The 22,178-nt window shown below is 62.9% G+C and carries 22 protein-coding genes and 2 pseudogenes; 6 read left to right on the top strand and 18 right to left on the bottom strand.

The annotated features are described in order from the left end of the window. Positions 1 to 7: 7 nt before the first annotated feature. From repC to FQV27_RS17020, 3 genes are all read left to right on the top strand, one after another. Complete coding sequence (repC, locus tag FQV27_RS17035) at positions 8 to 1,288, top strand: plasmid replication protein RepC (RefSeq protein ID WP_147100904.1); 1,281 nt, start codon at positions 8 to 10, stop codon at positions 1,286 to 1,288. A gap of 55 nt (positions 1,289 to 1,343) precedes the next feature. Beyond that, a complete protein-coding gene (locus FQV27_RS17030; RefSeq protein ID WP_147100901.1) occupies positions 1,344 to 1,601 on the top strand; it encodes a type II toxin-antitoxin system ParD family antitoxin in 258 nt (85 codons plus the stop codon). Positions 1,602 to 1,751: 150 nt separating this feature from the next. Next, positions 1,752 to 2,462 carry an IS6 family transposase gene (locus tag FQV27_RS17020; protein WP_147100997.1) on the top strand — a complete coding sequence of 237 codons (711 nt, stop codon included), beginning with the start codon at positions 1,752 to 1,754 and terminating at the stop codon, positions 2,460 to 2,462. A gap of 49 nt (positions 2,463 to 2,511) precedes the next feature. On the opposite strand, the pseudogene FQV27_RS17015 reads toward FQV27_RS17020, so the two are convergent. The 5 genes and pseudogenes from FQV27_RS17015 to FQV27_RS16995 form a co-directional block, all read right to left on the bottom strand. Next, positions 2,512 to 2,973 (bottom strand): annotated as a pseudogene (locus tag FQV27_RS17015) (transposase family protein); the annotation flags it as partial. 57 nt (positions 2,974 to 3,030) lie between these two features. Further along, on the bottom strand, positions 3,031 to 3,609 hold the full coding sequence (locus tag FQV27_RS17010; RefSeq protein WP_147100899.1) for a recombinase family protein: 579 nt from the start codon (positions 3,607 to 3,609) through the stop codon (positions 3,031 to 3,033). A gap of 142 nt (positions 3,610 to 3,751) precedes the next feature. Next, positions 3,752 to 3,967 carry a hypothetical protein gene (locus tag FQV27_RS17005; RefSeq protein ID WP_222611727.1) on the bottom strand — a complete coding sequence of 72 codons (216 nt, stop codon included), beginning with the start codon at positions 3,965 to 3,967 and terminating at the stop codon, positions 3,752 to 3,754. 211 nt (positions 3,968 to 4,178) lie between these two features. Continuing rightward, a complete protein-coding gene (locus FQV27_RS17000) occupies positions 4,179 to 4,598 on the bottom strand; it encodes a type II toxin-antitoxin system VapC family toxin (RefSeq protein ID WP_147100895.1) in 420 nt (139 codons plus the stop codon). Further along, positions 4,598 to 4,846: a type II toxin-antitoxin system VapB family antitoxin gene (locus tag FQV27_RS16995; protein ID WP_147100893.1), complete on the bottom strand. Its 249-nt coding sequence runs from the start codon at positions 4,844 to 4,846 to the stop codon at positions 4,598 to 4,600. Before FQV27_RS16995 ends, FQV27_RS17000 begins: the two co-directional genes overlap by 1 nt. Before the next feature lie 126 nt (positions 4,847 to 4,972). Between FQV27_RS16995 and FQV27_RS16990 the strand changes: the two genes are divergently transcribed. Continuing rightward, positions 4,973 to 6,100, top strand: a complete 1,128-nt coding sequence (locus tag FQV27_RS16990) for a DUF1173 family protein (protein WP_147100891.1) — start codon at positions 4,973 to 4,975, stop codon at positions 6,098 to 6,100. Here FQV27_RS16990 and FQV27_RS16985 read toward each other — a convergent pair. From FQV27_RS16985 to FQV27_RS16930, 12 genes are all read right to left on the bottom strand, one after another. Beyond that, on the bottom strand, positions 6,094 to 6,774 hold the full coding sequence (locus FQV27_RS16985) for an SOS response-associated peptidase (RefSeq protein ID WP_147100889.1): 681 nt from the start codon (positions 6,772 to 6,774) through the stop codon (positions 6,094 to 6,096). The two genes, FQV27_RS16990 and FQV27_RS16985, sit on opposite strands and share 7 nt — an antisense overlap. A gap of 864 nt (positions 6,775 to 7,638) precedes the next feature. After that, the gene (locus tag FQV27_RS16980) at positions 7,639 to 8,760 is read right to left on the bottom strand and encodes a DNA adenine methylase (RefSeq protein ID WP_281290035.1); all 1,122 of its coding nucleotides are present in this window, start codon (positions 8,758 to 8,760) and stop codon (positions 7,639 to 7,641) included. A 5-nt stretch (positions 8,761 to 8,765) separates the two neighbouring features. Continuing rightward, positions 8,766 to 9,776, bottom strand: a complete 1,011-nt coding sequence (locus FQV27_RS16975) for a hypothetical protein (protein ID WP_147100885.1) — start codon at positions 9,774 to 9,776, stop codon at positions 8,766 to 8,768. 344 nt (positions 9,777 to 10,120) lie between these two features. Beyond that, positions 10,121 to 11,491, bottom strand: a complete 1,371-nt coding sequence (locus FQV27_RS16970) for a DGQHR domain-containing protein (protein ID WP_186827349.1) — start codon at positions 11,489 to 11,491, stop codon at positions 10,121 to 10,123. 902 nt (positions 11,492 to 12,393) lie between these two features. Then, a complete protein-coding gene (locus FQV27_RS16965; protein WP_147100880.1) occupies positions 12,394 to 13,305 on the bottom strand; it encodes a phytoene/squalene synthase family protein in 912 nt (303 codons plus the stop codon). Continuing rightward, the gene (locus FQV27_RS16960; RefSeq protein ID WP_147100878.1) at positions 13,302 to 14,795 is read right to left on the bottom strand and encodes a phytoene desaturase; all 1,494 of its coding nucleotides are present in this window, start codon (positions 14,793 to 14,795) and stop codon (positions 13,302 to 13,304) included. The genes FQV27_RS16965 and FQV27_RS16960 overlap by 4 nt, the downstream gene beginning before the upstream one ends. Next, a complete protein-coding gene (gene crtY / locus FQV27_RS16955) occupies positions 14,792 to 15,940 on the bottom strand; it encodes a lycopene beta-cyclase CrtY (protein ID WP_147100876.1) in 1,149 nt (382 codons plus the stop codon). Before crtY ends, FQV27_RS16960 begins: the two co-directional genes overlap by 4 nt. Next, positions 15,937 to 17,043 (bottom strand): glycosyltransferase, encoded by a 1,107-nt coding sequence (locus FQV27_RS16950; protein ID WP_186827348.1) that lies wholly within the window; start codon positions 17,041 to 17,043, stop codon positions 15,937 to 15,939. Before FQV27_RS16950 ends, crtY begins: the two co-directional genes overlap by 4 nt. 92 nt (positions 17,044 to 17,135) lie before the next feature. Further along, entirely contained in the window at positions 17,136 to 17,657 is a 522-nt protein-coding gene (locus FQV27_RS16945) for a sterol desaturase family protein (protein ID WP_147100871.1), read from the bottom strand. Continuing rightward, entirely contained in the window at positions 17,654 to 18,367 is a 714-nt protein-coding gene (locus tag FQV27_RS16940) for a fatty acid desaturase (protein ID WP_147100869.1), read from the bottom strand. Before FQV27_RS16940 ends, FQV27_RS16945 begins: the two co-directional genes overlap by 4 nt. A gap of 37 nt (positions 18,368 to 18,404) precedes the next feature. Continuing rightward, entirely contained in the window at positions 18,405 to 19,481 is a 1,077-nt protein-coding gene (gene fni, locus FQV27_RS16935) for a type 2 isopentenyl-diphosphate Delta-isomerase (protein WP_147100867.1), read from the bottom strand. After that, positions 19,474 to 20,169 carry a tryptophan-rich sensory protein gene (locus FQV27_RS16930; protein WP_147100865.1) on the bottom strand — a complete coding sequence of 232 codons (696 nt, stop codon included), beginning with the start codon at positions 20,167 to 20,169 and terminating at the stop codon, positions 19,474 to 19,476. The genes fni and FQV27_RS16930 overlap by 8 nt, the downstream gene beginning before the upstream one ends. Before the next feature lie 86 nt (positions 20,170 to 20,255). On the opposite strand from FQV27_RS16930, the gene FQV27_RS16925 reads away from it, so the two are divergent. Both FQV27_RS16925 and FQV27_RS16920 read left to right on the top strand, forming a co-directional pair. After that, positions 20,256 to 21,191 (top strand): polyprenyl synthetase family protein, encoded by a 936-nt coding sequence (locus FQV27_RS16925; protein WP_147100863.1) that lies wholly within the window; start codon positions 20,256 to 20,258, stop codon positions 21,189 to 21,191. 33 nt (positions 21,192 to 21,224) lie between these two features. After that, positions 21,225 to 21,638, top strand: coding sequence for a lipocalin family protein (locus tag FQV27_RS16920; RefSeq protein ID WP_147100861.1), 414 nt, complete (start codon positions 21,225 to 21,227; stop codon positions 21,636 to 21,638). Here FQV27_RS16920 and FQV27_RS16915 read toward each other — a convergent pair. Then, a pseudogene (locus FQV27_RS16915) lies at positions 21,635 to 22,048 on the bottom strand (Tn3 family transposase); the annotation flags it as partial. The gene FQV27_RS16920 and the pseudogene FQV27_RS16915 overlap by 4 nt on opposite strands. Between the last annotated feature and the right edge of the window lie 130 nt (positions 22,049 to 22,178).

The following is a 22,178-nucleotide window of genomic DNA, read 5'->3' as shown; positions in this document are numbered from 1 at the left end:
AACAGGCATGAAACATACAGGTTGGCGCAAGCCGACACCGGGTCTTGGCATTGCAGAGCAGCTTGCCCAAGCCGGTGAACAGGTAGCTGTACCCAAAACGCGGGCCTTCGTGGCTGTGAAGCGGGTGGGGGCCTACATTGGCCTTAAGGCAGGAGATGTGATGCTCCTCGATACGCTCGGGGCCTTTACACAGGCCCTGGATTGGGAGGAGGGGCAGCGTCCGATCGTCTGGGCATCGAATGCCTATCTGATGGAGCAGACGGGTTTCTCGCTCTCTACGCTCAAGCGCCATGCACGGCGGCTGGCCGAGATCGGCGTGATTTCCTTCCAGGACAGCCCGAACGGCAAGCGGTGGGGCCGCAGGGACGCCGAGGGGCGCATCGTCGAGGCCTATGGCTTCGATCTGTCGCCGCTGTCGGCGCGCGTCGAGGAGTTCGAGGAGCTTCATGCCGAATTGCAAGCCGAGCGCGAGCTCTGTCAGCGCCTGAAGCGCCAGATCACGGTTGCACGCCGTATGATCCGCGCTCGGATCGAAGCGGCCGTCAGCAGCGCGCTGCGAGGACCCTGGACGCAATTCATAGGTCTCTTCGAGGAGCTTCTGGACCGGCTTCCTCGCCGCCATGAAGCTTCAGAACAGCTTGAGCGGCTGCTAACCTGGTTCAAGGAGCTTCAGGAGCGCGTCGAAGCGGCCTATCTCAAGGCAACCGAGGTCGTTCAGCCTGTGGAAAACACCCCTGAAACCAAGGAACAAGGTTCTAAGAAAATTCAAGAAATGAACCCCAGGGAGGTCATTTTTGACCCTCATATACTAATTACAAACCAACTTAATCCTGTAACTCGTAATTCCTCAGAAAAAGAGGAAGTCGCGGCCGTGGTGCCCAACGCTCAGCCCGAGGATCAGGTTGACAGGGAGCTGGAAGAGTGGGTTGCCGAGGTGCGCAAGAAGCGCGCCGCGCTGGATCTTCCGACTGTGATACAGGCCTGCCCGGAATTCGCATCCTGGGCGCGCAATTTGGGCGGGTTCCTGAAGGATTGGGGCGATCTGCACCGAGTCGCTGGTCAACTCAGGCCGATGATCGGCATTTCTGAACATGCCTGGAACGTGGCGCAGGACCGTTTGGGCAAACAGGTGGCGACAGCGGCGCTCGCGCTTGTCTTCGAGAAGCATTGCGCCGGCGAAGTTTCCTCGCCGGGCGGCTATCTGCGTGGCATGGTCGAAAAGGCCGGGGCAGGGGAGCTGCACCTCGAACGCAGCTTCTATGGCAGGCTCAGTGGCCAAGCCGCGTGAGTTGTTGCTCAACAGGGATCATTGGCATATATTGCCAACAAAGGAGAGCCGATAGATGGTTACGCGTAATGTTGTTCTGACCGAAACCCAGGACCAGCTGGTGCAGGCATTGGTGGCGTCTGGGCGTTACCAGAACGTCAGCGAAGCGATGCGCGCGGGGCTTTGTCTGCTGGAGCAGGAAGAAGCGCAGCTCGCCAGTATCCGGCAGCGCTTATTCGAGGGATTGACGCAAGCAAAGGCGGGTGAGCTCGCCGAAGGCAGCGGAGAAGACGTAATCCGGCGGGCCTTTCGACAAGCCCGCGCAACTTCATGAACCGATCTCTTCGGCTGACGCGCCGCGCTGAGGCGAGCCTCGTCGAAATCGCCAAGTGGACGATCGAGAAATTCGGGCTCAAGCAGGCTGAACTCTATGAGAGGCATTGCCAAGTTGTTGTGTCGTGAAGCCCCTGCTACAGGATTTCGAATGAAAATGCCATCATCCCTGGCGCGCCTGAAGGGCCTCCGCTTTCCCCGCGAGATCATCGCTTATGCCGTCTGGGCCTATCATCGCTTCGCTCTGAGCTCGGCCGACGTCGAGGACCTTCTGGCAGAGCGCGGCGTGATCGTCAGCCGCAAAACCGTCCGGCTGTGGGTCAACCGGTTTGGCGCGCATTTCGCCAATTGTATCCGGCGTGACAGGCCCGCGCCGTCGGACAAGTGGCATCTGGACGAGGTCGTCATTCCAATTTGTGGTAGGAAGCACTGGCTCTGGCGGGCGGTTGACGCCAATGGCGACACGCTCGACATCCTCGTGCAAACCCCCAGGAATGCCAAGGCGGCAAAGCGCTTTCTGGCAAGGCTTATCGCGCGTTTCGGGCGGTCTCGCGTTGTGATCACCGACAAGCTGCGCAGCTATTTTGCGCCGCTCCGGAACCTGGCTCCCGGCGCCGACTATCGGGCGCACAAGGGCCTGAACAACCGCATCGAGGGCTCACACCGTCCAACCCGAAAGCGCGAGAAGATAATGGGGCGCTTCGAATCTCGACGACAGGCGCAGAGGTTTCTAGCCGCCCATGACCAGATCAACGCTATCTTCAAACCCCGCCGCTATCGCCTCACCGCCAACTCCTATCGTCATGCAGGGGCAGATGCGTCCAGCCTCTGGGACGACTATGCCCGCGAGATGACCGCGTGACCGGCTTCACACAGACTGCAACACACCAGGTGAAAATGACTTGGCAATGCGCCACGAAGAGATAGAGCTTGCCCTCGGCCGTCTGCACTTCGGCGATATCCATGTGAAAGAAACCGATGGGATAGCGCTTGAACCGCTGACGCTTCGGCTTGTCGCCGCCGATCTCAGGCAGGCGCGAGATGCCGTGCCGCTGAAGGCACCGATGCAGCGCTGACCGTGTCAGGTGAGGGATCGAAGGCTGTAGGGCATAGAGACAGTCGTCCAGCGGCAAGAGCGTGTGACGCCGAAAGGCAACGACCATTGCTTCCTCAGCCTCGCTGAGCACGGAGGATCGGGGCTCCTTGGGCCCAGTCTTCAGATCCTCGACCGTCTCGCGCTTACGCCATTTCGCCACGGTCTTGGGATTGATCCCAAACTCCTGGCTCAGTGCCGCGATCGAAGCTTGCGACCGCTGTATTGCTGCTCGGATGGCGTGCGTGGTCGTGGCGCAGCCGTGACGAACTTGTCCCATAGTGCTTCTTTCCATTCCGACGAATGGATCGCACCATCAAACCGTGGGATCAAACATTCAGCCCGTGCTGCCGGCAACGTTGGTCTTTTCCTTCAGTGCCTCATAGAGGGCGGTTTTCCCGATCTTTACCCGCGCTGCCGCCTCACGAACCGTCAGACCAGAGGCGATAAGCTGTCGGGCGCGTGCGATCCGTTCTGGTGTGACAACCGGAGGCCGGCCGCCTTTTCGTCCCCTGGCCGCCGCGGCGACCAAGCCCGCATTCGTCCTTTCCCGGATAAGATCCCGTTCGAACTCGCCAAGGGCGCCGAAGATGTGGAAAACCAGGCGGCCAGTAGGCGTGGTCGTGTCGATGTTCTCGGTAAGGGACCTGAAGCCGACACCGCGCTTTTCCAGATCGGCAACGGTTTGCAGCAGATGCGTCATCGAGCGGCCAAGTCGATCGAGCTTCCAGACGATGAGCGTGTCGCCTTCGCGGAGGAAGCGGAGTGCTTCCGTCAGGCCAGGACGTTCTGTCTTGGAGCCGGATACGCCATGATCGTCAAAAATCCTGGTCGCACCAGCCCCTTGGAGGGCATCGAGCTGAAGGGCCAGATCCTGACCGACAGTCGAAACGCGGGCGTATCCTATGAGTGGCATGGCATTCCGATTACAAAGAAGCGCGAGAAACGCGCCAAGTCTCGCCAGTTGTCCGCAAACCCGTCCGAAAATCAAGTTGTCCGATTACGCGTTGCGGCGAAGGTTTACGGACAGGTTCAGAGGGTGTCCACAAAAAACACGATTAGCGGACACCTTCAGAGAAGTCGAAATAGACGCTGCCAATCGGGCGGCCAGATCCATCAGTCACTTCGTGATGGCCATCTTCGTACTCGCCCTGATCCAGTTTGTCGGCTATCCGGCGCAAGGCCGCCGCCGTCCACGAGGCTACTGTCCTCTCGGCCGGGCCAGACACGTTCAGCTCGACATCGCATTTGATATGTGGCGTCAGTTCACGCATCATTCATCCCTCTTACCGGCGAGATCTGCCAGCCTTTCGCGCTCAGCCTGCTCGGCCCATTTCTTCATCTCGGACGCCCTGTCGAAGCCATACCAGTTGGCCCAAAGGTCCGCTTGATCTGCAGCGGCCTGATCCCGGTCCGTTGGTTTATCTGCGATCATTCTGAAGGAGCGCTATCAGTCGGTTGAGATTTCATCGCCGCATGGTCCTTTCAGGCCAGATCAGTCTTTGCAAAATCATTGCCTTTGTAGAGAAGCGCGACCCGATAACCTTTTGCACAGGCGTAGGAGAAGCAGTCTCCGAAATTCAGATCGGCCTCGTGCCCAACGGCCTTCCCGTAGGATTGCGCCACCGCAAGCGCGCCTGCACCGAGAGTATCTGAGATCATCACGCTCTTAGCGCGGGCTTCCTGAAAAAACAGATCGACAGCAGCCTTTGCTGCCTTGAACTGGTCGCTGTCAGGTGCCTTGTGCTTTCCAGAACGCGATCTGGCCAAGCTTACAACCGCCTCATATCGCGCGAGCGGAGAAAACAGCGGAGGCTTGTCACTGGCAGCAAGCCGTTTTGCCAATTCGTCGGATCCAGGCTCGCGGTTCAGTATCGCCACCACCGCTGACGCATCTATGAACATCAGTATTCGCCCCACATGGCGTCAGCATCTGCCTTCGCATCGTAGTCAGGGTTCACTGGTCCGATCTTGTCAGCAATAGCTCTCGCAGATTCAAGACGTTCCAGCAAAGGAACTTGATCCTTGGCCGCGTTGATGGCAGCCTTCAAGGCAGATCGAACAGCCTCTGTTTTATTATCTGCGCCGGTCAGCCTCATAGCCTCCACAGCAAGCGCGTTAACCGCTTCATCCCTGATGAAAAGTCCCGGCATTGGTGTATATCTCTTGTGGTATATCCAGATATTCGATAATGTATATCCAGACGTTAGAATGTCAACCAGGACTTGCTTGATGATTGATTAGAACGGCGGCAACAGGCTGCCGGAGGAACCCACAAAGTGTCATCGTATCGCATTAACGACTTTGAATTTTCTGCAGACGCTCCGAACTTTCAGACCATTCTCGAACAGGCTCACAGCCAGAAGCTTCGGCCCTCGTGCCTGTGCTGCCCCGCACACCCGAAAATGTATGTCGCCCTGATTGGCGGCGAATATTACCTGAAGCGGATGCCAGGAACCGGCCATGCCCACGACCCTGGCTGCGCGTCGTTCGATCCGCCGCCCGAGCTGTCCGGACTCGGACACGTCGCCGGGGCCGCAATCGTCACCGACGACGCCGGCGACACTGAGGCATCCTCTGCCGTCGCCAACCCCAAGAAACTCTCTTTGCTCGGCACGCTTCACTATCTCTGGGATGCCGCCGGCCTCACAAAGTGGCGTCCGCAATGGCAGCGCCGGAACTGGTGGATTATCCATCGCGAGTTGACCGGGGTGGCACAGAATACCGGGACCAAGGCGCAGCCCTTCGCGTCGGTCCTTATGGTGCCGCCAGTCTACAATCACGAACGCCGAGATGAACTGGCCCTGGAGCGGCGCAGCTGGTTGCGCGGGCTGGCCCCGCAGCGCGGCAAGCCTGTCCCGCTTGGTATTGTCGTCGCAGAGTTCAAGTCGATCGAGCCGTCACAATATGGCCGAAAGCTGAAGATGAAGCATCTGCCGGATTTTGCCTTTTTTATGGACGATGACCTGGCGGCGCGCTTCGACAGGCTTTTTGCGGACAAGATCCATGCCATAGAAGCTGCAGGCGACGGGCATCTGATCCTGATTGCGACGTTCAGCATCCGCAATAACTATGCCGAGATCCGGGAGATTGCCGGCATGACGGTCAATGAACACTGGATCCCGTTCGACGGCGACCGCGAGCATCAGCTCGTCGAGGCACTGAAGGACCGCGCCTATGCCAAGTCGCTGAAATACAATCTCCAATCGTCGGCGCCGGTCGCGAATGCCCTCTTGCTCGACACCGGCGCGCCAATCGCGCTCTATGTCCCGCCAGACGGGCTGTCGGCCGACGACGAGGAAACCCTGCATGATATTGCCGAGGACGGCGTTTATCAGCCGTGGTTCTGGCCGGCCGATGAAATCGAGATGCCCGCCTTGCCGGCCCCGGCTGGCGGCGGTCACTGATCCTTGTCAGATGTAATGCCGACGCCCTGTCGCACGATCCGCATTTTTTCGGCTGGATAGGGTCGAAGCAGTTTTCCGGCCTCGGATTCGGATCCGTCGAGCCAGGCATCGTAATCGCCGGGATCGAGGATCACCGGCATCCGCGTCGGGTGGACTGGCTTGACAAGCTCGTTTGCCACCGTCGTCACAACCGTATGGGTCAGCCAGTCACCCTCTTCGCCGTCGACGCCTGGCTGGCCGTCGCTCCAGAGACCAGCGAAGGCGAAGGGCGGGCGGTCGTCATCGGCTTCGGCTGCGAGGCCGAACCAGAAATCCGTTGCTGGATTTCTGCCCTTGGCCTCGCGGAACGCCGAAACCGGCACCAGGCACCGCCGGCCAGCAAATGACGACTTCCACAGGCCCGAGCTGGCCACCTTGTCGTCTCGGGCATTGTTCCAGGCGTCCGGCTTCAGGGGCTTTCCCGTCTTCGCCGAGGTCTTCGGCGTCAGAAAGCCCCATTTCATCAGCACCAGCTCACGTTCACCGTCTCCGTCAATGCGCACGACCGGCGCATCATATTTCGGCCAGATGGCTGGGCGAGGCTGTTCATTGCCGAGTCGGTCGCGCTCTGTCGCGACCTTGAACAGTCCCCGCATTGCCTCCTGCGCCGTCGTATTCGCGTACAGATTGCACATTCACGCGTCCTCGTTTCGCCAGATCCACCGCGTCACCTTCCTGACCGGACGCCTTGTGGTCAAGCCTGCGGCCAGTTCTGTTGCTGACGGGACGGACCAGGACCAATTGATCCATTCCTTCGTCCGGCAGCGCGCGCAGGGAAACGGCGGGATATGGGCCTGGTGGTCGGGCCCGATCACCTCAATCAGGTCCTTCGCCCAAAACCGAGCAACGCGCCCGCAGCGCGTACACTTCACCGTCAGCAGCATCCCGCTCCTCGCCTGATCGCTAAGGCGCGGGTTTCTGAATGGATTTCCTGATGGTGATCGCGCGGGCATGGTTGGAACATATTGCGAACACCCGCAGAGTCGCAACGGCGCATTTCGGAACGACACCCCGCCCATGGCGCTGCTGACCAGGCTTTCTGTGTCAGTTCAACGGGCCACCACCGTTCTTGAATTGGGCTGCATATCCCCTGGTGCTGGTTCTCACTCAGATCGGCACCCGCTTGCATTAAGCTTCGGCACCCACGTGCACGCCCTTCGACACCGACAAAAGAGATCGCGACTGCAGTGGTAGCGAAGGCGGGAAGCGCGAAGACCTCAAATATCGCAGCGATTCTTGCCTTCGCGGTTGTGCTGCGATCAACATGTCGGGCGGGAAGCAGCCTTTCGCCGCGCTACGGTCGAATGACCGTGCTGCGCCGCGAGCGGATCTGATTGCATCCCTACAGCGGTTTCCCCGTGCTTCCGGCTCAAAGCCATAAAGCGCGTTATGCCAAATGGCGGAGATCAATTATCGGGTGCACCTTGGAGGCCAACAGGTAAAGATAGGGCTGACCTTGGCTTCCAAGAGACAGACGCACCGATTTTAAGGCCAAGCGATTACCGCGGAGACAATATCAGTATCAATTCTTCTGTAACCTGACGGGCATCGCGGTGTATCTTGTCGCCGCCGAGAGTCGAAAACCTAGATGACACCTTTCTTTCAAGTATCGAAAAATGTCTTTCGGATATTTCAGTCACATCTTGACCACTCATTCCGTTGCTTGCTTCACCAGCTGGAAACGTTACAATTCCTGATGCACCCTTTTCTGATATGACTTTTAGTAGCCCTTCAAAAACCAGCTTAGACTTGGTTCGCAAGCTGTAATCTGACCGGGGTCGATCACTTGGAGAGGGATATCGACCGATACCCGATATTTCTCCGACCTTCCCGACTGCAATAGTCTCTAGGACGTGATAGAAGCGGCTATAGTGCACTCCAGAGTAAGGTGGATCCAGAAACACCAGATCACCTTCACCAACTTGTTTGGCCAGTTCGTTTGCATCTGCGACAACTGCTCTTCCTGCTTTTCTGGCGCACTTCTCCGATACAGAAATGACCGCCCGTTTAACCAGGAATTGGATATCCCTCATCCAAGCTTCTCTTAGGAAACGCCCAGCTGTTTCATTTGGTTTGAACGGCTGTGCTGTGTGGCCTGGCGCGGCTGCGGATTGGCTCGCAGCGATAATAAGAGACGCTAGGCCTATCCTACGCTGATTGGCATTGTTGGGAAGAGTAATGCGCAGTGTATCCAGCCAAAGCGCTTGGAGCGGAGAGAAGTAGTAGCCTCCGTAAGCAAAGCAGACGGGTAAGTTGACGTCCGCGCAGAGTTCCTGTGCGTCAATCGCAGATGCCGAAATTTGGTCAATCTCCAGTTTCTCTTGAAGGACTGTAGCCTCTTGAAAAAAGCTATCTGGCTGCATCGCTCTAGCACTGTCGAACCAGGTGTCTACCCAACGATGATCAGCTATAGACTCGGTTCTTTCAATTACCCCGGCTGCTAATGCGACCGCGTAGGATTGGAGGTCGGAAGCAATTACTTCGCGGTCGTATTTCTGAGCGACATGCCACGCAACGGCTCCAGACCCTGTGAATAGGTCGAATACACGATTGCATTCCGCTACCGATTGGCTGAGAGCGTCCCCAAGCCCGTTGGTCAGCATGGACCTTTTTGAGCCCATATATTTCACGGGCAGATTCCCCACATTGCAGCGCGCTCAAGTTGCGTGACGGCAGGAGTCCCGTTGTCGTTTGCGGTAAAGAAAGCTTGCGGATCATATGAGCAGGCGGCCAACGATGCTTGGAAGTCTTCGACTGCGAACTTGGTACTATCCCACAGATCAGCCATTCTATCTGGCAACGCATCTGCGGCAACGATGCCACGATGAACAAGCAAGGGATCGATCCATGGTCTAATCTCTGTCCCGTGTTGAGAGAACCCAGCCTCGTTTAGAGTTAGAACATTCAGTGCCGTCGCAGCTCTAAGCAGAAGTACGGCACGCGAGATCATTGCGCGAGGGGTAGACCCGTCCGTAGACGCCAGTTGAAATATCTGAGGTTCGCTTGCTCCCGCCTCGTCTACAAGGAAAGGTTGAGGAACAGCCTGCTGAAGTGTGGGCTCAAGCTCGCTGTATCTGGTTACCACTGAGCTATTAGCCAACGGCACTCTGTCTTCTGGGTCCAATACAGAATTGTCTTGCTGGTGGACCATCTGAAACATGCGCCGCAACAAATGGTTGTCGAGCTGAGTAAACCCACTGGGCATCGAGGGCTCCAAGGCATTCCACGTCTCCGACAAGAAGTCCATTTCATCTTGGAATGAACAGGGTATCTCGTTGAGATCATGTGGTGTATAGCTTGAGATATTCCTTTGTTCATGGTGCTGGGTGGCAACATTTAAATCGAATGCCCAAGCGTCTATCATCGGGACGACGATTGATACAGGTTGTCGGTTCGGCCAGATCGAGTCCAGGGCGTCTTTAAGGTTCGACCCATGCAGTTTTATTGCAGACAGGAATCTAGCAGCATTGGTGTCAATTCTTAGCCAAGCGTCCAGTGCAGGCCATACAATACTATGTGTATTGTGACCGCCCTTATTCTCACGGTTGTCCTCCAGTTTGTGCACCGCACCATTTGCGTCGACGCAGATGTTTAGGCCGTTAAAAATTCCCACTCCGGAGACCGCAAGCATACTCATCGCTGCCCGTAGTTGAGCGTAGTATGCCATATGCTTCGCGGAATGGCCGTCCCTAGCAACAAGTGCGCTAACGCTACGAGACAGGTAGCTCCAGCCATCTAGGCAGTGATTGGGGCCACAAGCGGAAACCAAAGAGATCATCTGAGCGTCAGTTAGTTGCTGACGCGCCTGGTCGAGTCGTCTAATGCCCCTGTTGGTTGCAGGATCCATAATTTGGCAGTTGCGAGCCGGATGTCCCAAGGGCAGCCAATTTCTTATTGCCTTACTGCCGAAGGTCGTAATTTCGGACACAATAGATATAGGGTTCGCCAGCCCAATCTGACTGTTTACAAGTGGGTCCGCCATTACTCACCGCCGGTAGAAATGGTTCGGGCGATTTTTGCGACGCTCGCTGATTGAGATTTACTTAACTCTCGTATGATGTCGTTTGTCAGGAGGGTGTAACCGCCGCTCCCGCGATACGCACGACGTGTAAGCTCTAAATCTCGATTGTCTCGAACTCCCGGCCCATCCAAGGATCGCCAATCAAAACGTGTCAGCGCGAGCGCCAACTCTTTGAAGGGCTCGTAGAAGTCCTGATTTCGCAAAGTTTCCAGAGATCGTGAGACATCTTCTTCGTTCGTATCGGTCTCGTCAAACTCCTCTGCAACCCAATCTGCAAGTTGCCATTGGTCAACGGAACGATACAGGAAATCGTTCACGACGGCATGAGCCGCACGGACACCCATATCCTGATTCAACATGGAGCTTCGGTCGTCGAAAGGATCTCTTTCGGGCTTCGCACCTTTAAAGGCGTCCGCCCAATCTCCAGCTTCGCCGTCATCGATGGCTTCTTTGACCAACCGCCAAAACTCGAGTACAAGAGCTACCTGTTGCGATCTTGTCCACGGCAAGGGCTCTTCTTGCCCGGGGGTGGCTGCTTGAAACAAACCGTATCGGCCGGCCTTACCACGGCCGGTTCCGAAAAATGCAGCAGTCAACGATCGCACGAATGCTGCCTGACTCACCCAACCAGCGCCACTTTCGCCAAGCATATTGATCCTGTTTTTCCATACAGAATCCGGGTGTTTATATAACCACTCAGTGATTTCCTGCGCCCTAGCTTCCCGATAGACGGTCAGATCGCCTGTTTGCTCAAGCCAAGCTTGGTTCCTAAGCAATGGATAAAGATCGAAAGCGTGACTAGGGTTGATCCGTTTGGGGGAGACATTGATCGACCAGAAAAGATAGGCCTGCCAAGCAATGTCGAGCCCATGAAATGCGACGACTGGTAGCTCATAATCGCCATCCAACTGCTCTTCAAACGCCCACAGCCGGTGCTGGCCATCTATAACTTCGAAAGGTCTAACATCATCTTGAGTGAACTCGTTTAGGTGAGGCAGTTGGATCTGATATTGCCCTGAATTTTCAATAACGTTTGCCGTCAGACCTTGAGATGCTTGTTTGCCCCGACGCACGTCGCCGGGTTCGAGGATGTTCACTACGATAGCGGTTGGCAGCCAACCTGGTTTTCTAAGGACTACCTTTTCCGATGTGCGTTGGCTCTCCTTCAGGTCGCCGTACGGATAACCGTACTGGACATACTCTTGGATCCGTTCCGTCCGCTTCTCGTCTCTTTTTCTTTGAATGCCCTCGGATTCAACACTGCTTCGTTCACGCTTATAAACGTCGCTATAGCTACGCAGCGTCGAAGCATTCATGGAAAAAATGAACATTGAAGGTTTCGGCTTCCTGTCAGGCGGGTTTGTCGAATATTCAAACCCGTCCCAGATATCGAGCCACTGGGTAAACTTCAGAGCGTTTATCGCGGGTGACGCGTTCTTAGCTGAGCACATGTTTCTTACCAATATTCTTCAGGGCGTGTGCTCGTTGGGCCAACGAACAAGGCGTCGATGAAAGCGTAATGTTCTCGCCGATACTACGTCGACAACATGACCGTCTTCTAAGGAAAGGTTTGCAGTTCATTCACAACAGCCTAAACATATGCTCCATCGGCCACGCAGTGGTTGAGATTACGACTGAGAAAGTCAACACCCTCCCGGCGGATTTGTAGCGGTCACGAGCCATCCAATGTGCCCGCTAGCGCATCGCTAGGGCGCTGCAACTAGCGGTTCACACACGTTCCAAGACTCTCCTGCACATCCGCAGCGGGCCTTGACGAAACCGCAGCCAACGAACGTTCCCTCGTCCTCTTGTCGGCGCCTGGTGTCAAGCTTCGCCCGGCACGAATGTCGCAGGACGGGCTGGGACCGGACGTACGCCGCGCCAGGCTCGAATGTCGACAAAGGGCCGGGAGCGACGTCGAGCCAAGGTCGACCAAGGGAAAGACCTCGCCGCACCGCCGCATGACCGCTTCGAGCCCATTTTGCCAAACGCCGCCGCGCGCTGCACGAACGACCGCTGTCAGCTTAGAGTAGGATTTCACACTCTCCCGCAAACGACCCGTTCAACAAGGTTCTGCTGGACGGCGAGGGTCAGTTGGTCACGACGTGGGGTTCGCCAACTGAGCCGATGTCGGCCGAAATCGTGGAGACGATCACCCTAATGCTGACGCGATAAGCCGCAGGATTTGACCGTCCCGTGGCCTCGTGGCCAGGAAAGAATTACAGCCAACCGGTCACGGCGTTCTGGGCCGCGTCCACAGCTTGGCGGGCCGTGGTGGTGGCGGGCGCCAGCGCGACGCTGCTGCATCCGCTGCAGCCGCCGCAATCAGCGCCGCCTTTTCCACCCCCGAGGTGCTGACCCGCAGGCCGTCGAAGCCCGGTCCGGCGCGAAGGATCTTGCGCCCGATGGCGCGATAGACGCGCAGCGCCGCCGCGATGGACCAGGCCGCCTGCAGCGGCAGCCCCGCCAGCCCTCCGCGGGCCGAGGCGTAATAGGGCTCGGCCTCGGACACTAGCCGGGCGATCACGCCGTTGAGCGCAGGCGTGCCGGGCGCATCCACCCGCGCCCCGGCTGCGTCCAGCCAGTCCTGAGGCAGATAGACCCGCCCGATGGCGGCGTCGTCCTGCACGTCGCGGGCGATGTTGGTCATCTGGAATGCCAGCCCCAGGTCGCAGGCGCGGTCCAGCACGTCCTCGTCCCGCACACCCATTACACGGGCCATCATGACGCCGACGACGCCGGCGACGTGATAGGCATAGTCCAGCGTGTCGGTCAGTGTCGCATAGCGCCGACCCTCGGCGTCCATCGTGAAGCCGTCGATCAGCGCCAGTGGCCAGGCGTCCGGAAAATCGTGCCGCCGCGCCACCGTCCCCAGGGCGGCAAAGGGCGGCGCCATCGGCCCGTCGCCATGTAGCGCCCCCAGCGTCTCGGCCCGCAGCGCGGCGACCGCCGCGGCGGCGTCGTGCCCCTCGGCCGGGGCGGCACCCGACACCTGCCCGTCCACCACGTCGTCGGCATGGCGGCACCACGCATACAGCATCACCGTGTCGTCCCGCACCGCCCGCGGCAGCAGCCGCGCGGCCGCGGCGAAGCTGGTCGAGCCCTTGGCGATGGCCTGCTCGGATGCGGTGACCAGCTCGCTCATGCCGCGCCCGCGTCGGCCAGCATGACGCCGGCGGTCGCCTTGGCCGACCCGACCACGCCGGGGATGCCCGCGCCGGGATGGGTGCCGGCCCCGACGATATAGAGGTTGCGGATCGCCCGGTCGCGGTTGTGGGGGCGGAACCAGGCCGACTGGGCCAGGATCGGCTCGACCGAGAAGGCGCTGCCGTGGTGGGCGTTCAGCTGCCGGGCGAAATCGGCGGGCGTGAAGATGCGCTGCACCCGCAGGTGCCGGCGCAGGTCCGGGATCACCCGGCGTTCCAGCGCGGCGAGGATGCGGTCCGCATAGGCGGGGCCCTCGGTCGCCCAGTCGACCTCGGCCCGTCCCAGATGCGGGACCGGGGCCAGTGCGTAATGCGTGGACATGCCCGGGGGGGCCAGCGTCGGGTCGGTCACGCTGGGGCTGTGCAGGTACAGCGAGAAGTCCTCGGGCAGGGCCTGGCCGCGGAAGATCTCGGTCACCAGCTCGCGATAGCGGGGGCCGAACAGGACGGTGTGATGCGCCAGCCCCTCGGGCAGGCGGTCGAGGCCGAAATGGACGACGAACAGCGACATCGACCAGCGCTGACGTTCCAGGATCGCGGCCTTGACCTTGCCGCGCCGGGTGCCGGACAGCAGGTCGCGATAGGTGTGCATTACGTCGGCGTTGCTGGCGACCATGTCCGCCGCGATCCGCTCGCCCGAGCCGAGCCGCACGCCGGTGGCGCGGGCGCCCTCGGTCTCGATCTGCGCGACGGGCGCGTTCAGGCGCAGCGTGCCGCCCAGGCGCTGGAACAGCGCCAGCATCCCCGCGACCAGCCGGTTGGTGCCGCCCTGCGCGAACCACACTCCGCCGCGGCGTTCCAGCGCGTGGATCAGCGCATAGATAGCCGAGGTTGAGAACGGGTTTCCTCCGACCAGCAGCGTATGGAATGAAAACGCCTGCCGCAAATGGGGGTCTCGGATGAACCGCGCGACGACGCTGTGGACCGACCGATAGGCTTCCAGCTTCACCAGCGCGGGGGCCGCCGACAGCATCTGGCGGAAGTTCAGGAACGGCACGGTGCCGAGGCGCAGATAGCCTTCCTGATAGACCGCCTCGGCATAGTCGTGAAAGCGCCGATAGCCATCCACGTCGGCGGGGTTCAGCTTTGCGATCTCGGCTTCCAGATCCGCGCTGTCGCCGACATAGTCGAAGCGCGCCCCATCCTCCCACAGCAGGCGATAGAAGGGCGAAACCGGCAGCAGCGTCACGTCGCGCGCCATGTCCTGCCCCGACAGCGCCCACAGCTCGCGCAAGCTGTCCGGGTCGGTGATGACGGTCGGGCCGGCGTCAAAGACGTGGCCCTGGTCGTGCCAGACGTAGGCCCGGCCGCCGGGGCCGTCGCGGGCCTCGAGGATCGTCGTGGCGATGCCGGCGGACTGCAGGCGGATGGCGAGCGCCAGCCCGCCGAAGCCCGATCCGATGACAAGGGCGGTGCGGGGCTGGCTCATCGGGCGTCCTTCAGCAGGGGGGATTCGGGCAGGCAAGGCAGGGCGTCGCGGATCGGGATGGGCGGCTTGCCGGTCACGATCCGCAGCTTGTCGAGCGTGGTCAGGCGGCCGGCGTAGAAGCGTTCGATCAGCGGCTCGGGCAGGCGATAGAAGCGCGACAGGACGCGGCGGCGCTGGTCGGGTGCGCAGCCGCGGAACAGCATCCGGTTCAGCAGGCGCAGGAAGCGGTCGCCGTGCGCCTTGCGCAGGGCGAAGTCCCGCGCCGCGGCGCGGATTGCGGCGGTGGTCGGGTCTGCCGCCGCGATGACGTCCGCGACCTGCACGGCGACGGGCAGGGAATAGCCGGTGACGGGGTGGAACAGCCCGGCGCGCAGCCCGATCGGCACCGCCCCGTCCTGCGCGGCCCAGAAGCCTGCGGCGTCATGCGCCAGCGCGATCGGCAGCACTCCCCGCTCGCGCCGGACCTCGCGGCCCTGCCAGCCCTGCGCAGCAGCGTAGTCAGTGATGGCGGCGACCAGGTCCGGCTCGGCCAGACCGGCGCCGTCGCTGTAGCGGGTGTCCTCAATCAGCAGCCGGGTGGGCGAGAACGGCAGCAGATAGACGAAGCGGTAGCCGTCCAGTTGCGGCACCGTGGCGTCCATGATGCGCGGGCAGATGACGCCGTGGGGGGCGTCCAGCTCGTATTCCACGCCGACGAACTTCTGATAGCCGGCGACCAGATGCGGGCCCTCGCGCAGCCCGCGGGCGTCGAGGACGGCGTCCGCCGTCATCCGCGTGCCGCCCGACAGCGTGACGGCGTTTGCCTCGACAGCGGCGGCGGTGCGGCCCCACAGTACCGTGGCCCCCGACGCCGCGACCAGTTGTGCCAACCCATGTCCGTCCAGCGAGGCATAGCCGGCCTCCAGCACCCGCCCGTGGTCCGGGAAGCGAACCTCCTGCAAGGACCAGCTGGCCCGCAGGCCGGGGGTCAGGAGGTCGCGCCAGACGGGGGTCAGGTCGGGGTGGTGGAACGACCAGGTGTGCCGGTCGGACGGGCCGGGCGCCGCGTCCAGCAGCGTCACCGGCAGGCCCGGCCGCGCCGCCCGCAGCGCGAGGGCGGCCAGCGAGCCGGCCAGCCCGGCGCCGACGATCAGGACGCCGCTCATGGGGCGGCCCCGATCAGCGCCTCGACCCGGTCGGCGGCGCGGGCGGTGCCGCCGCCGGCGGCGAGTTCGGCGGATTTCACGGCCAGCGCAGCGCGGCAGTCCGCACCGTCCAGCACGTCCCGCAGGGCGGCATGCAGGCGGTCCGGCGTGGCGCGTCGGGGCGGGACGACGACAGCCAGCCCGTGATGGGCCAGCCGCGCGGCGGTGGCAGGCTGCTCGAAGGCAAGCGGCACCGCGACCATCGGCACCCGCGCCGCGACGCAGTCCAGCGTCGTGTTCATCCCCGCATGGGTGATGCATGCCGCCGCCCGCGCCAACACCGCCGCTTGCGGCCACAAGGCGCGGGCATGGACGTGGGGGGGCAGGGCGCGGACGTCGGCCTCGGTCAGCGTTCCGGCATGGGCCAGTGCCACCTGAACCCCCATCCCCTTGGTCGCCGCGACGATGGACGCCAGCAGTCGCCGCCGGTCGCCGGCGAGCGTCCCCAGCGAGGCAAAGACCAGCGGCCGGTCGTCCAGCTCCAGCGGCTCGGGGGCGAATGCGTCGCGCAGCGGCCCGACCTGCGCCGCGCCGCGGGGCAAGGGGTGAGGGTAATCCAGCCCCGGCACCAGCTGGCGCAGGTCCAGGTCGGGCGCGATCCATTCGTCGATCCGCTCGCGCAAGGGCAGACGGTGGTCGCGGCAGCCGCGCCGCAGCACCCGGCGCTGCAGCACCAGCAGCGCGTCCGTCACACGCCAGCCGCCCCGGTTGCGCCGGCGCGCGGCCTCGCCTTCCAGAAACGGCCAGTCCACGAAGGGCGGCGGAATGGCGTCGTCGCGGTCCATCGGCAGGGCCGCCGCCAGCGTGGCACGGCGAACCCCCGCGGCTTCGGCCGCCAGCGAGGCGCCCGGCTCAGCCTGATCGGCGATCACCAGGTCGGGCGCCAAGGCTGCCAGCGCCCCCGGCCCGGACCGGACCCACAGCGCGCTGTCCTGCGCCGTCGCCCACAGCGTCCGCGCCAGCCCCGCGCCGCGCAGGTCGGCGCCCGCTCCGGGCAGGGCGTGGAACGTCAAGCACTCGCGCGCCGCCAGCGGTCCCAGCCGCTGCCCGCCGACAAGCGTCACCCGGTGGCCCCGCCCGGCCAGCGCCCGCCCCAACGCGCCGTGGACGGCGGCGTGGCTGGGCAGCGCCGGCAGGCACAGGGCGATGCGGGCCATCAGTCCTCGCCCCGGTCGGGCCGCCAGGCGTCCGGGTGCTGCGACTGCCGCCGCGCCAGCACGCCCGAGGCGCGCAGCCGCGCCTTGAGATCGTCCACCGGCGGGGCATAGACTAAGCCGAAGCTGACGCAGTCGTCCCGCCCCTCGACTGCGTGATGCAGCCGGTGCGCCTGATACAGCCGACGGGCATAGCCGCGTTTCGGCACCATCCGGAACGGCCAGCGCTGATGGACCAAGCCATCGTGGACGACGAAGTAGATGACGCCATAGACGCTCATCCCCACGGCGATCCACCACAGCGGCGGCCACCAGCGGCTGCCCAGGGCGAACAGCGCGATCGAGAACGCTGAAAACACGATGGCGTAGAGGTCGTTCTTCTCGAATACCCCGTGATGGTCCGGATCGTGGTGCGAAGCGTGCCAGCCCCAGCCGAGCGGCCCGTGCATCACCCAGCGGTGGACGGCATAGGCGACGCCCTCCATCATCGCGACGGTGGCCAGGACGATCAGGACAGCGCTCATCGCGCGACCCGCGTCTTGGGCAGCGCCCACCACGGCACGGCGGGGTGCAGGTGATGTTCGTGGTGAAATCCACCGAAGTGGAAACAGGTCAGCAGCGAAAGCGGCACGCTGAGCGTGGTGGAGCGGGCGCGGTGGCGGTCGGTGAAAGGCGCCCCGGCCTCGCGGTGCGGCAGCCAGGTGCCGAAGACGAACAGCTGGATCGAAGCGAGGATCGACGGGATCGCCCAGAAGGCAACATAGGGCCAGCGCGGGCCAAGGATCAGCGCGTAGGCGATGGTGGCGCCCCCCAGCACGAAGAACTCGCGCCAGCCGAAATAGGTGCGCACGAAGTCGATGTACCACAGCGCCATCGGCCGGTGGCCGTGGCCGAAGTCGGGATCGTCCGCGGTCCCCGCGTGGCGGTGGTGGGCCATGTGCTTGACGATCAGCTTGCGCCAGGAAAACCCGGCATACAGCGTCAGCGCGACCCGGCCGATGGCAGCGTTGACCCGCGGGTAGCCCGGCACCAGAGCCCCGTGCATCGCATCGTGGGCGATGATGAACAGCCCGACCGACAGCCATGTCAGTCCGGCCAGCGCCAGCAGGGCCTGCCCTGGATGCTCAGGCGCGTCCAGCCGCCACACGGCGGCGAAATGCAACGCCAGCCAAGCGGCGGTCACCCCGACGGCGATCCCGAGGCTGGTCAGGGTGGGGCGGCAAAGGCGTGTCATCCCGGTCTCCACGGAAAATTGGTGTGACTGCGCCAATCTATGCGCCACCTGGTTTGATTTCCAGCGGGGGCAACAGCGGCGCCTGCCGCAGCGCGGCAAGGTCGGCCGACCCGGTGCAGAACATCGCAATGCGCAGCTGCGCGATCACTTGCTCCAGATGCGCGCACAGGGCCTCGACCCCGGCGCACGCCGCGGGCAGCGCCCCGGCCGCCTGCCCGGCAAGGTCTGCCCCAAGGCGGATTGCTCGGGCAACGTCCAGCCCGTCCCGCACCCCGCCCGATGCAACAAGCGTCACGCCTGGCTGCAGGGCGGCAGCCATGTCCGCCACGGCCTGCGCCGTTGGGATACCCCAGTCGGCGAACGGAGCCGCAAGGTCGCGCAAGGCCTGATCCCCCCGCTCGCCCTCGACCCGTGCCCAGCTGGTGCCGCCGAGGCCCGCGACGTCGATCAGTCGCGCGCCCGCCTCGATCAGCCGCAGGCCCGTCTGCGCCGACAGCCCCGCGCCCACCTCCTTGACGCCGACGGGCACCGGCAGCGCGGAACAGACTGCGGCGATCCGGTCCAGGAGGCCGGCAAAGTTGCGGTCGCCCGCAGGCTGGATCGCTTCCTGCAACGGGTTGAGGTGCAGAATCAGCGCGTCGGCCTGAAGCATGTCGACGGCGCGCCGGCAGTCATCGATCCCCATGTCACAGTTCAGCTGGACCGCGCCAAGGTTGGCAAGAATCGGCACGTCGGGCGCGCACCGGCGCAGCCCGCGCAGGCCGGCGTCACCCCGCCCTTCCAGCGCGATGCGTTGGCTGCCCACGGCCAGGGGCAGGCGCAGTGCTTGGCAAGCCTCGGCGATTGCTGCGTTGATTGCCTGGGCCTCGGGCGGCCCCCCGGTCATTGCCGACACCAGCAGCGGCGCGGCAAGCCGGCGGCCGAACAGCGACGTGGCGGTGTCGATCGCGGCAAAGTCCAGGTCGGGCAGGGCATTATGCACGAAGTGAACCGCCTCGAAGCCGGTCGTGCGGCTTTGCTGACGACCGCGGCCATCAGTGATGATGGTCAGGTGATCGGACTTTCGGGTCAGGATGTCGGGTTGTCCGCTCCCGGCAACAGGACGCTCAGCCATGGGTCAGACGCCGGAGCGGACCGGCCAGCACCAGGGCGATCCCGAAAAGCTCCAGCCCTGCGACAGAGCGAGGACCGGAAGCGGCGTTATCCACCGCGATCCCTAGCAGCGCCCAGGCGACAGCCGCGTGATAGGTCGGCGCGTCGGCACACCGGGCGCCCACCACCAACGCCATCACTAGGACGACCGGCAGGACGATCAGGGCCGCCGTTGTCGCGTCGGTGACGCCGTACCCGCCCAGCAGGACGCCCGCCGCCACCCCCGTGGCCGCGGTCAGCCACCCGGCGTACAGCCCCAACGGCCAGCGCAGCCAGACCCGGTCCGATGGTCCCGCTTGCACAAGCGCCATCACGGCCCCGATCAGCATCACCATGATCATCACCGTTGCCAGCGGAGGCGAGGCATTGGCGGCGGCGATCCAGAACGTCCCCACGGCCAGGCTGACGGCCAATGCAGGCCGCATCGCTGCCCAATCCGGGGCCGCGCGCCGACGCAGCAGACCGAAGACTGCGCCGGCAATCAGCCACGCATAGATCACCCCCCAGATCGAAAACGCCCAGCCGGCGGGCTCGATGGGCCAATCTTCCAGCACGACCGGAAACTGTCCTGCCGTGAAACCGCTGAATCCGTCCGAGGCCAGCGGCGACAGGACGAACGCAACGGTCAGCAGCAGGATCAGGATCGCCATGCGCGGTCTCCGGTCAGGGCCCGTGAGGTGGCCAGGCGTTATTTAGGGCCTTTCGGTCAGCCGCCTGGGGGAATATTGTGTCCCAGATGAATGACTTTATCAACATCCGGTCGCATGAATTGCAGCAGAACGGTCTGACCGACTGGACCAGCGAAGCGCGGTCGTGGCGCCATGCGATCGACGCCCGGCTGGCAGAGCTGTGCCCGGCGTTTTCGTGCCGCGTCCCGGCCCTGGGCCGGGCCATGACCGATGCGGTGACCGCTCCGGGCAAGCGGTTTCGCGGCGTGCTGATGGCGATGCTGTCCGCGCGGCTGGGCGTGACGTCCCCCGCTCTGATCGATGCCGCCTGCGCGGTCGAGTTGATCCATACCGCATCGCTGGTGATCGACGACCTGCCAGCCATGGACGGCGCCGTGCTGCGTCGCGCGCAGCCCACCACCCACGTCGCCCACGGCGAGGCGCGCGCGATCCTGGCCGGCATCGCGTTGATGTCCGAAGCCTTCCGCATCTTGTCGGCGCTGCCGGGTGTCTATGGGGCGACACGAGCCGAGGCGGTCGCCGTGTTGGCAGAGGCGGTCGGCCCGGCCGGGCTGTGCGGCGGTCAGGATCTTGACCTGCATGACGGCAAGTCGCTGGCCTCGGTCACGACCGAACAGGATCTGAAGACCGGCCAGCTGTTCGACGCGGCGTTTCGGATCGTCGCGCTGATCAATGGCTGCGACGAGGGGCAGATCGCGCAGCTGAGCGTACTGAGCCGCGGTCTGGGTCGGGCGTTCCAATCCTATGACGATCTTCTGGACGTGATCGGCGCAGGAACCGGCAAGACGGCGCGCCGCGACCGCGGCGCGTCGGGGCCGGACAAGGGGCTGCTGGCAGCCACTGGGGTTGAGGGCGCCGTGCACCACTATCGCGCAGTCCGCATGGCGTTGCAGACCGATTTTTTGTCGCTGTGGTTCGACGCGCAGGGTGTGCGCGACTACGTCGGCGCGATCCTGCCCGACGATCCGCCCGGGCCGGGCTGAGGTCGTCGATGCAAGGGGACCGCGCGGTGTGCTGTGCTTCGTCATGGGGACGCTCATCATGCACGGCACGATCGGGCTGGCGATGGCGCAGCGGGCGCGGCTGATCGCCGTGCTGCGCGTGCTGGTCGTGCCGCTGCGGACTATGGACTGCCGTTCTTCACGGCCTCCGGGACCGTCGATCTGGGGCAGGGACCGCAGGCGGTGACGGGGCAGGCGTGGCTGGACCGCGAATGGTCCAGCCAGCCGCTGGCCGCGGACCAGACCGGGTGGGACTGGTTCTCGCTGTTCCTGGACGACGGGCGGCGGGTGATGGCGTTCCGGCTGCGCGGGGACGCCGACTATCTGTCGGGCACGCTGGTCGGGGCGGACGGGCAGTCCACGCCCCTGACCGGCGCCGACATCGCCCTGATGGGGTCGTTTGCGGGAGGGGGCGGAATCCTACGCTAAGGCTTTGGCCAACGATATTCACCGGTGAGATTGATGTGCTCCCATCCCAGCGGCGAGACATGGGCCAGCAGATCGGGCGATAGCGGCTTTCCGTCTCGTTTCTGGTTGGCGACGACTTCGCCGAGCTTCATGGTGTTCCAGAAGATGATGATCGCGGCGAGCAGGTTCATGCCGGCGATCCGGTAGTGCTGGCCTTCGGCGGAACGGTCGCGAATTTCGCCCCGGCGATGGAAGCTGATGGCGCGTTTCAGCGCATGATGCGCTTCACCCTTGTTGAGACCGATCTGGGCGCGGCGTTGCAGATCGGCATCCAGAATCCAGTCGATCATGAATAACGTGCGCTCTACGCGGCCGACTTCCCGCAGGGCCGTCGCGAGTTCGTTCTGCCGCGGATAGGAGGCTGTCCGTCGTCAGAACATTTGGCGCAACTCGGGGCGTGGATTAGCGGAGAGCGGGCCTCGTCTTTGGGATGATGTTATGCAGCGAGCTTGCGGTGCTGCAAGCGCCGATATTCGAGGGTTTGTCGTTTGATCCTTTCAC

The sequence above is a fragment of the Paracoccus aurantiacus genome, from assembly GCF_007993065.1.
Lineage (GTDB): Bacteria > Pseudomonadota > Alphaproteobacteria > Rhodobacterales > Rhodobacteraceae > Paracoccus > Paracoccus aurantiacus.
Note: the sequence above shows the minus strand (reverse complement) of the source record. Positions and strands in the feature narration are given on the sequence as shown.

What these genes read in the sequence shown, in the direction of transcription:
- repC (WP_147100904.1), top strand. Translation starts at nt 8, where the DNA reads ATGAAACATACAGGTTGGCGCAAGCCGACACCGGGTCTTGGCATTGCA.
- FQV27_RS17030 (WP_147100901.1), top strand. Translation starts at nt 1,344, where the DNA reads ATGGTTACGCGTAATGTTGTTCTGACCGAAACCCAGGACCAGCTGGTG.
- FQV27_RS17020 (WP_147100997.1), top strand. Translation starts at nt 1,752, where the DNA reads ATGAAAATGCCATCATCCCTGGCGCGCCTGAAGGGCCTCCGCTTTCCC.
- FQV27_RS17010 (WP_147100899.1), bottom strand. Translation starts at nt 3,609, where the DNA reads ATGCCACTCATAGGATACGCCCGCGTTTCGACTGTCGGTCAGGATCTG.
- FQV27_RS17005 (WP_222611727.1), bottom strand. Translation starts at nt 3,967, where the DNA reads ATGCGTGAACTGACGCCACATATCAAATGCGATGTCGAGCTGAACGTG.
- FQV27_RS17000 (WP_147100895.1), bottom strand. Translation starts at nt 4,598, where the DNA reads ATGTTCATAGATGCGTCAGCGGTGGTGGCGATACTGAACCGCGAGCCT.
- FQV27_RS16995 (WP_147100893.1), bottom strand. Translation starts at nt 4,846, where the DNA reads ATGCCGGGACTTTTCATCAGGGATGAAGCGGTTAACGCGCTTGCTGTG.
- FQV27_RS16985 (WP_147100889.1), bottom strand. Translation starts at nt 6,774, where the DNA reads ATGTGCAATCTGTACGCGAATACGACGGCGCAGGAGGCAATGCGGGGA.
- FQV27_RS16980 (WP_281290035.1), bottom strand. Translation starts at nt 8,760, where the DNA reads ATGGGCTCAAAAAGGTCCATGCTGACCAACGGGCTTGGGGACGCTCTC.
- FQV27_RS16975 (WP_147100885.1), bottom strand. Translation starts at nt 9,776, where the DNA reads ATGAGTATGCTTGCGGTCTCCGGAGTGGGAATTTTTAACGGCCTAAAC.
- FQV27_RS16970 (WP_186827349.1), bottom strand. Translation starts at nt 11,491, where the DNA reads ATGTTCATTTTTTCCATGAATGCTTCGACGCTGCGTAGCTATAGCGAC.
- FQV27_RS16965 (WP_147100880.1), bottom strand. Translation starts at nt 13,305, where the DNA reads ATGAGCGAGCTGGTCACCGCATCCGAGCAGGCCATCGCCAAGGGCTCG.
- FQV27_RS16960 (WP_147100878.1), bottom strand. Translation starts at nt 14,795, where the DNA reads ATGAGCCAGCCCCGCACCGCCCTTGTCATCGGATCGGGCTTCGGCGGG.
- crtY (WP_147100876.1), bottom strand. Translation starts at nt 15,940, where the DNA reads ATGAGCGGCGTCCTGATCGTCGGCGCCGGGCTGGCCGGCTCGCTGGCC.
- FQV27_RS16945 (WP_147100871.1), bottom strand. Translation starts at nt 17,657, where the DNA reads ATGAGCGCTGTCCTGATCGTCCTGGCCACCGTCGCGATGATGGAGGGC.
- FQV27_RS16940 (WP_147100869.1), bottom strand. Translation starts at nt 18,367, where the DNA reads ATGACACGCCTTTGCCGCCCCACCCTGACCAGCCTCGGGATCGCCGTC.
- fni (WP_147100867.1), bottom strand. Translation starts at nt 19,481, where the DNA reads ATGGCTGAGCGTCCTGTTGCCGGGAGCGGACAACCCGACATCCTGACC.
- FQV27_RS16930 (WP_147100865.1), bottom strand. Translation starts at nt 20,169, where the DNA reads ATGGCGATCCTGATCCTGCTGCTGACCGTTGCGTTCGTCCTGTCGCCG.
- FQV27_RS16925 (WP_147100863.1), top strand. Translation starts at nt 20,256, where the DNA reads ATGAATGACTTTATCAACATCCGGTCGCATGAATTGCAGCAGAACGGT.